General features: G+C 39.9%; 6 protein-coding genes. All 6 read right to left on the reverse strand.

Features of this window, described 5'->3' with window-relative positions:
- Window positions 1–3: 3 nt before the first annotated feature.
- The 6 genes from B5D47_RS10015 to B5D47_RS10040 all read right to left on the reverse strand — a co-directional run bounded on the left by B5D47_RS10015 (window position 4) and on the right by B5D47_RS10040 (window position 5,637).
- Window positions 4–759: a TatD family hydrolase gene (locus B5D47_RS10015; protein ID WP_078931704.1), complete on the reverse strand. Its 756-nt coding sequence runs from the start codon at window positions 757–759 to the stop codon at window positions 4–6.
- Between the two features lie 157 nt (window positions 760–916).
- Complete coding sequence (locus tag B5D47_RS10020; protein ID WP_078931705.1) at window positions 917–2,167, reverse strand: ABC transporter substrate-binding protein; 1,251 nt, start codon at window positions 2,165–2,167, stop codon at window positions 917–919.
- A 58-nt stretch (window positions 2,168–2,225) separates the two neighbouring features.
- Window positions 2,226–2,933 (reverse strand): ABC transporter ATP-binding protein, encoded by a 708-nt coding sequence (locus B5D47_RS10025; protein ID WP_078931706.1) that lies wholly within the window; start codon window positions 2,931–2,933, stop codon window positions 2,226–2,228.
- A 3-nt stretch (window positions 2,934–2,936) separates the two neighbouring features.
- The gene (locus B5D47_RS10030) at window positions 2,937–3,674 is read right to left on the reverse strand and encodes an ABC transporter ATP-binding protein (protein ID WP_078931707.1); all 738 of its coding nucleotides are present in this window, start codon (window positions 3,672–3,674) and stop codon (window positions 2,937–2,939) included.
- Window positions 3,675–3,717: 43 nt separating this feature from the next.
- Window positions 3,718–4,734 carry a branched-chain amino acid ABC transporter permease gene (locus tag B5D47_RS10035; RefSeq protein WP_078931708.1) on the reverse strand — a complete coding sequence of 339 codons (1,017 nt, stop codon included), beginning with the start codon at window positions 4,732–4,734 and terminating at the stop codon, window positions 3,718–3,720.
- Between the two features lie 42 nt (window positions 4,735–4,776).
- Window positions 4,777–5,637: a branched-chain amino acid ABC transporter permease gene (locus B5D47_RS10040; protein WP_078931709.1), complete on the reverse strand. Its 861-nt coding sequence runs from the start codon at window positions 5,635–5,637 to the stop codon at window positions 4,777–4,779.
- Window positions 5,638–6,054: the final 417 nt, after the last annotated feature.

Raw genomic sequence — 6,054 nt, forward strand, 5'->3', positions numbered from 1 at the left:
AACCTAAAATTCTTTCAGAATTTTTGCAGAATTTTCATTTATAGTTTTGGCGATTTTTTCTATTTTAAGCCCAAGAACTTCTGCAATATCTTTGTAAATTCTCTCTATTAAAAAAATCGAGCTGTCAGTTCCGCCAAGCCACTTTTCAGAATCAGGATTGTCGGTTTCTGCCAAAATCAAATTCAGTGGAGTTTGCTCCAAAAGTTTTTGAATATGCTTTGAGCGTATAGTTTCGCAACCAAAAGTCTGCATATAATTTCGACCGACAAATTCCTTATAGATTTCTTCCGGTCCGTCATACCAATGAATAATCGGCTTTGCAAAAGGATATTCCTCCAAAATTCTACAGATTTTTTCTTCGGCGTCCTTTGTATGAATCACGCAATATTTTTTTTCCTGATTGCAGTGTTCAAGAAAAAATCTCAAAACTTCTTCCTGTGCCACAGGCGACGCTTCTTTATACCAGCAAAAATCCATTCCGATCTCGCCAATAATATGAGATTCTTTTAAAAATTTCTCGTATTCACAAAGCTTTTCTTTTTCTAAAAGCACTTTTTCCGGATGAATTCCCAAGGTTGCAATTATATCTGCCTCAAACCCCAAGGCTTTAGCTTTTTGAGCAATCCGGCAATTTTTTTTATAAGAATCAAGATTTACAGAAGCCGCAACAATTGTTCCGCAAAAAGAAGAAAGCTGTTCAAAAAGTTCATTTTGGTTTTTGTATAAATCCAGGTGCGTATGAAAATCAACAAACTGCATAAAATCAATTAAAATAGCGTTTTTGTAAAGTTTTTTTCAAGTTGATACAATTTTATGTGCAATTTTGCGCGGAAATTTTTTCTATAAAAAAGGCCGGCAGTTTTTAAAACCACCAGCCTCGTTTTAACCTTATTTACCGGTTATTTTTATTGTTTTTTTATTTTAAAGGAGCTGGATACTGAACATCGGCAGCAGCTTCTTCAAATGGCCATACAGTTGCCCATTCTCCGTTCTGAATCTGGGCAATAGCAACTGTTGCAGGAATGTTATTGTGATGATGTTTTACACCGTCGATAACTTCATCTCCAAACTGAATTTCATTGTATGGAAGAATAATTTTTGGACCATTCGGGAACTGTCCTACAATGTGCATTTTTGCGAGAGCATCGCGAACTTTTGTTCCGTCGGTTGAACCAGCCTGTTCAAATGCAGTTTTCAAAATCCAGATTGCAGTAAATGATTCGGCAGAGTGTCCGTTCATATCTACGCCATATTTTGCCTTGAATTTATCATTGATTTCTTTTCCTTTAGGGAAGTCAGCAGAAAATTCAACTACAGAAGCGATTCCGTTTGAAATTCCAGGAGTTGCAGGAATAAATGAAGGGTCAGCAAATCCGTTTGCCTTTGCAACAATTACAGGTGGATGAGCGTTCTGTTCTGTAAGTGTTTTTGCAAAGAGGATTGCGTCTGCAATGTAAGATTCACAAAGAACTGCATCTGGTTTAGCGTTGCGGATTTTCAAAACTTCAGATGTCAAATCTGTTGTTCCGCTTGAATACTGAACTTCTGCTACAATGTTAAATCCGTATTTTGGAGCGAGAATTCTTGAACAACGGATAAGTTCCTGTCCAATATTTGAGTTATCTGCAAAAATTGCAATGTTCTTCATAGGAACGCCTTTTTTGTCTTCCAAATCTTTAAGGTAAAGATACTGGTCTTCTACATAGTCTGTGTTTGTAGGACACATACGGAAGAAATATTCGAGTCCCTGGCTAGAAAGGTTGTCTACTGTCGAAATTGCAGTAAGTTCTGGAATTTTATACTGTTCACAAACCTGAGCCGCAATTGCTGTAATTGTTGACTGGTGGCAACCGAGAATTGCATTAACTTTATCCTGAGTTACAAGGCGTTCAGCAACAGAACGACCAACTTTTGGGTCACCCTGAGTATCGCCGCGAACGATTTCGATTTTGCGTCCATTTACACCGCCCTGGGCGTTAATCATATCAACAGCAAAATCAACACCGCGCATAATATTGTTTCCAATTGCCGCCTTATCTCCAGAAAGTGCGTACATTGCACCAATTTTAATTGTCTGTGCTTCAGCGGATTTTTTTTCACAACCAACTGTAAACACAGCCGCCGCAACAAGAGCAGCTCCTGTCAAAACTTTTGTAATTTTCTTCATAAATGAGTCCTCCTTATTCAACTCGTTTACAATATTCTTATGTTAAAGGTTTTTAACCTTAAATGCCAAGATATGCTTTTTTTACGTGCTCATTTTTTTCGAGTTCTTCCGCCGTCTGTTCCAAAACGACATGACCGTTTTCGATTACATAACCGTAATCAGAAACAGCAAGCGCTTTTGTAATATCCTGCTCAACAAGCAAAATACCGATATTTTTTTCTCTGGCAAGATGAACTGCAATTTCCAGAATATCATCAACAATATTCGGAGCAAGACCAAGCGACGGCTCGTCCAAAATCAAAAGCTTTGGAAGACCGGCCAACGCGCGCGCAACTGCAACCATCTGCTGTTCACCACCAGAAAGAGTTCCTGTAATCTGCTTGCGGCGTTCCTTTAATTTTGGAAACGCTTCGTAAACAAATTCCTCAGTTTCGGCAAATTTTGCCTTTGCTTCCTTGCTATATGCGCCCATTTCCAGATTTTCGTAAACCGTCATTCCGGTAAAAAGCTGCCTTCCTTCCGGAACCTGAATAATTCCCTGATCCAGAATAAAACGGCTCGAACGGTCTGCAAGCTCTTCTCCGTTAAAAATAACAGAACCGCTGCTTGCCTTTACCATTCCGGTAATTGTGCGGACAGTCGTTGTCTTTCCAGCACCATTTGAACCAAGAACAGCAACAACCTGACCGTCCTTTACTTCAAGAGAAATGTTCCACAAAACCTGAACTTTACCATATCCGGCACAAAGATTATTAACTTTAAGCATAAACTATTTTCCCTTTTTTCCAAGATAAACTTCAATTACATACGGATCATTCATTACCTGCAAAGGCGTACCTTCGGCAATTTTTTCTCCATGGTGCAAAACAATAACTTTTTCGCAAAGATTTACGACAGCTTTCATAATATGCTCGATTAAAAACACAGTTATTCCGCTTTCGTTAATTTTGTGAATCAGCTCAATCGCCTGATCAGTTTCGGCAGGGTTCAAACCGGCCATAACCTCGTCCAAAAAAAGCATTTCCGGTCTTGTTGCCAGGGCACGCGCCATTTCCAGGCGTTTTTGGTCTGGAGTTCCCATTTCTCCGGCGATTGCATTGCGTTTAGAATAAAGACCTGTAAATTCCAAGACTTCCTCCGCAATATCTTTAGCTTCCGCCAAATTTTTTGCCTTGTTTTTTCCAAAAAAAGCGCTCGGCACAATGTTGTCCAAAACAGAAAGCGTCGAAAGCGGCTTCATAATCTGGAAAGTTCTTGCAATTCCCATATCCGTATATTTAAAAGGTTTGCAATCGGTAATATCCTGCCCTTTATAAAAAATATGTCCTTCTGACGGCGGATAGTATCCGCAAATCATATTAAAAGTTGTTGATTTTCCGGCGCCGTTCGGGCCAATCATTCCAGTAATTTTGCCTTTTTCGATTTCGAGGGAAAGATCATTTACTGCACGAAGACCACGGAAGTTTTTTGAAATATGTTCTACCTTAATAATTGGTGTATCGCTCATTTGCTACTCCTTAGAAGTGATAAAACGCACAAACGCACTTTTATCACACTTCCTCCCCTGCTTTTTTTCCAAAAATCTTAACATCTATCCATTCTTTTATTCTGCTCTTTGAATACCAGCCCAAAATTCCAACCGGTCTAAAGCGAATAATACAAAGCAAGGTGATTGCATAAAGAATAAGGTTGATTCCCGGCAAAATACCGCCAAATTTATTTCTGAGCCATTCACTCAAAGTAAGAAGAATAATTCCACCAACAAGCGGACCTTCAACAAAAGCAGCGCCGCCGATTACAGCAGGAAGAATAAATTCTGTAGAAAAAGACTGAAGCATAAGGTCGCAGTCAATATAACGGTTGTAATTTGCATAAAAACAGCCAACCATTGCGGCAATCATAGCGGAAATTACAAGCGCAATAACCTTATATTTCATTGGATTTATACCGATTGCATTTGCAACATCCTCATCTTCGCGGATAGTTTTTAAGGCAAAACCAAGCTTGCTTCTGTTGATTTTTTTCATAATCAGATAAACGCCTATCACCATAATCAAGGCAATGTAATAATAAGGCGTTTTTGAATGAAATCTAAACTGCGCAAAAGAAGACTCGCCGTACGGAAGCGGAATACCCATTGCTTTTCCGGCAAACTCCCAGTTAAGCATAAACTGGCGGATTGTTTCGCCAAACGCAATCGAAACCAAAGTAAAATACGGACCGCGGAGCAAAAAGCACGGATAAAAAACAATACCAGCAATTAAACCGACAAAAATCATTGCAATAGGAATTGCAACCCACGGATTCATACCGCTTTTCGTCATAAACAGACAGGCAACATAAGCGCCAAGACCCATATAAGCGGCGTGTCCAAGAGAATTTTGGCCAGTCATACCGCCGAGCAAATTCCACGCCAGCGACATTGTTGTAGTATAGAAAATAACTATAAAAATATTTACAAGATACGGATTACGAGCAAAGACAATCGGCAGCAAAATCAAAACCAGCATAAAAACACCAAGCAAGGCCGCCCGTCTTTTTTTATAAGTAGTCGTCAAATCAAACATATTATCTGTCCCCCAAAAAATCAAAATTAAACCAGCAAAAAACTATCGTCGTCTTAAAAGAATAATCTGGCGAACAACAAGAATAATTATGAACGCAACAAACACGGTCAAATCGCGGTAAGTCGGTCCAATAATAAGACTGCTCATTGTTTCCATAAGCCCAAGACAGATACCGGCAATGCACGCGCCTTGAATCGAACCAAAACCGCCTACAACAACAACAATCAACGCCTTAAAACTAAACTGGCCGCCAACCGTCGGATTTATTACATAGAACAAAGTAAGCAAGTCTCCGGCAATTCCGGCAAGCGCGCAGCCAAGACCGTAAGTAAAGATGTAGATTTTTTTAACAGGAATACCAACAACTTCCGCGCCAACCGAGTTCTGCGAAACAGCGCGAATCATTTTTCCCATTGTCGAATGTTTAAGGAAAACAAAAAGACCGACAGTAATTACAATCAGCGCGCACAAGCTAACAAGCTTAGGAAGAAGAATCGAAACCGGTCCAAGATGAATTGTAATTCCCGAATAAGGAGTAACAATAGTCCGGTTAAGCGAAGAAAAAATTACAAGAGCAACATTCTGGTACAAAAGACCAAGACCAACCGTCAAAAACAGCAGGTTTGTAAAACTATGCGTGCCGAGCGACGGCGTAATAAGAAAGTGCTGAACCAAAGCGCCAATGCCAAAAGTACAAAGGGCAACAAGCGGAAGCGCAGCATACGGATCAATACCAAGCTGCGAAAAAACAAAGGTCAGATACATACCGACCATCAGCATTTCACCATGACAGAAGTTGATGATTTTCATAACACCAAAAATAACGTTCTGTCCCATACCCATCAGTGAATAAAACCCACCTATCAGAATTCCATTTACCAAAGCCTGAAGAAAAATACTCATAAGATGAACCTCGCGTTACTTTTAAAAGCCTAACATTCATCTTGCCAAAGTCAAACTAAAAAACAGTTATAAAACCAGCCGTTATAAAAACGTTTGTTATAAGATTTTAAGGAGCGCAAAAAGCCCGCAAACCGGCCAACCGCCACTTGCTAGCGCGCGGTGCTAACGCACAGCCTGCGGCTTGGCTAATGTCCGGGCTAAAATTTACTGAAAAAACCTAAGTATTCCCGCTTTTGCAGAGCAATTTTTTTAATTTCTTTAAACGGAAAAATTCCGCACGGCAAACCGGCGTTATTTCTACAAACGGAAAAATTCCGCACGGCAAACTGGCATAATTTCTGCAAACGGAATTATTCCGCAAGCTGAATCTGCTTATTTTCTTGTCGCGGAAAAATTCCGCAGCCTGCCAGAGCTTAA

The organism is Treponema berlinense (genome assembly GCF_900167025.1).
Taxonomy (GTDB): Bacteria; Spirochaetota; Spirochaetia; order Treponematales; family Treponemataceae; genus Treponema_D; species Treponema_D berlinense.